This window comes from Methanobrevibacter sp., from assembly GCF_045220775.1.
Lineage (GTDB): Archaea > Methanobacteriota > Methanobacteria > Methanobacteriales > Methanobacteriaceae > Methanocatella.
In genome coordinates this window covers 1-1,725 of record NZ_JBGUWC010000001.1, presented here as the reverse complement: position 1 = coordinate 1,725, position 1,725 = coordinate 1, and the positions used below count along the sequence as shown (strand labels likewise).

4 protein-coding genes are annotated in these 1,725 nt (G+C 35.3%); all 4 read right to left on the bottom strand.

Annotation, left to right across the window (positions count from 1 at the left end; genetic code table 11):
* Positions 1 to 27: 27 nt before the first annotated feature.
* Genes ACJROP_RS00020 through ACJROP_RS00005 form a run of 4 tightly spaced genes read right to left on the bottom strand, consistent with a single transcriptional unit; the run spans position 28 to position 1,615 of the window.
* Complete coding sequence (locus tag ACJROP_RS00020; protein WP_004032463.1) at positions 28 to 183, bottom strand: 50S ribosomal protein L39e; 156 nt, start codon at positions 181 to 183, stop codon at positions 28 to 30.
* Positions 184 to 209: 26 nt separating this feature from the next.
* On the bottom strand, positions 210 to 794 hold the full coding sequence (locus ACJROP_RS00015; protein WP_406533473.1) for an asparagine synthase-related protein: 585 nt from the start codon (positions 792 to 794) through the stop codon (positions 210 to 212).
* Between the two features lie 5 nt (positions 795 to 799).
* On the bottom strand, positions 800 to 1,156 hold the full coding sequence (locus ACJROP_RS00010; protein WP_406533472.1) for a DNA-binding protein: 357 nt from the start codon (positions 1,154 to 1,156) through the stop codon (positions 800 to 802).
* A gap of 21 nt (positions 1,157 to 1,177) precedes the next feature.
* Positions 1,178 to 1,615 (bottom strand): 30S ribosomal protein S19e, encoded by a 438-nt coding sequence (locus ACJROP_RS00005; protein WP_406533471.1) that lies wholly within the window; start codon positions 1,613 to 1,615, stop codon positions 1,178 to 1,180.
* Between the last annotated feature and the right edge of the window lie 110 nt (positions 1,616 to 1,725).

The following is a 1,725-nucleotide window of genomic DNA, read 5'->3' as shown; positions in this document are numbered from 1 at the left end:
GTAAACTCTTTCCATAATAACCCCTCATTATAATTTAAGACTGTTTCTTCTCCAATGTCTAGGTTTTGGTCTGTATCTAAGTTTACGATTAGTTTTAGCATAAGCCCAGATTGGAATTCTCCTATTTTGTTTGTTTGCTTTTGCCATTCTTAATTTTTTAGCTAATGGTTTATTTCTACTCATTTTCTCACCTGTAATACATATAATAATTATTTTTTATATCCGATAACACGAGTTTGATAATGTTCTGGGAATATGTCCAATGAGTTTCCTCCCTTTTCGTCAATCAAGGTTCTTATTTCAACCTCGAAATCTGAACTGTTGTCCCTGTTTGACTTTTCATGGGATATTTCGAACAGGTTTGAGGTTATCAGTTTAACGGATTTGTGTCCGAAACTGTCAAGGTTAATGTATTGAACATTTTTCCTATCTTCAAGACTTCTTATCTGATTGACATTCAATTTTGGAGTTCTGTCATCTCTTCTTGTCCCATCCGCAATAATATCATAATCGTCTGCTATTCTTTCAACGGTTTGTGCATGAATGAATTTTATTCCGTCATTCGGAAATCCGTCATCCATAATCATTTCACAAGTCTCATCCAGGATGTCTGCATCCATCTTCAAGACGTTGTGCTTGAAACCTAATGCTTTTGCAGATTTGCTGGCCGGAATATATGAATCATATACGCCAAAATTTGCTGTGCATAATTCCACGTCAAGACCTAACCTTTTAAGCATCACCGCCACAAAGGATGAGTCTTTGCCTCCACTATATAATACGCCAGCTTTCATCGATATTATTTCCTTGTAATTTTAATTTCTCTTTTCTGACCAGCTATTTGCCTTAACAAGACTTTAAGCTGTTCATCAGTTACTTTACCCCTTAAACTTCCTGCCTGAGCGGATTGAATCAATTGGATTTCAATGTTATTGACAAGTTCAGGTTTTGTTAGTTTAAGGTTAGCTAATCTATTACGAGCTTCAGAAGTCATGATTTGAGCTAAAATTTGTTTCTTTTGAGCTTCAAATTGTGCTTGAGCTTCTTGCTGTTGAGCTTGCGCCATAGCTTGCTGTTGAGCTTGGTTCTGCATAGCAGCTTGTTGAGCTTGTAATTCAGCCATTCTTTTTTGACGAATTTCATCTAACTCGCTCATATCAAACTCTCCCAAATATAATTAGTATTTTTCAAGATCAGGAATATCTTTAATGATTTCAGCAGAAATTTTATCTAAGAATGATCTTCCTGCTGGGGTAACAGCTCTTCCACCTTCGACTTTTTCAACAAATCCTGCATCTTCCAATTGGTGTAATGCGGTTCTGATAATGGATCCGCTTCCTTTTCTAAATACTTCAGGACGTACACCACGGTCTTTTTTACCACCGTAGAAATTTCTTAAACGCATAACTCCTACAGGACCGTCCATGTAAACTCTTCTGATAATAGAAGCAGTCCTTATATACCACCAATCAGCACGTTCTGGTTTTCTTTCTTTGTGAACACCAGTTTTAACAAAATTGGACCATGCAGGGGAATTGATCTTATCATTATTTTTAAATTCGTCTGCGACTTTTTCAATTAATAAATCTGCAGGTACATCAAATACAGTAGTCATATTAATTCTCCAATATTTAATTTTTAAATAATTGTAGCTTAATCCACTGTAAATTTAAGACCTAAAAAAATAGGGCCTGTAACTCTAAATTTATAATGTTTAAGGCTTTT

Excerpts from the sequence above, each read along its gene's own strand:
- ACJROP_RS00020 (WP_004032463.1), bottom strand. The coding sequence starts at position 183 with ATGAGTAGAAATAAACCATTAGCTAAAAAATTAAGAATGGCAAAAGCA.
- ACJROP_RS00015 (WP_406533473.1), bottom strand. The coding sequence starts at position 794 with ATGAAAGCTGGCGTATTATATAGTGGAGGCAAAGACTCATCCTTTGTG.
- ACJROP_RS00010 (WP_406533472.1), bottom strand. The coding sequence starts at position 1,156 with ATGAGCGAGTTAGATGAAATTCGTCAAAAAAGAATGGCTGAATTACAA.
- ACJROP_RS00005 (WP_406533471.1), bottom strand. The coding sequence starts at position 1,615 with ATGACTACTGTATTTGATGTACCTGCAGATTTATTAATTGAAAAAGTC.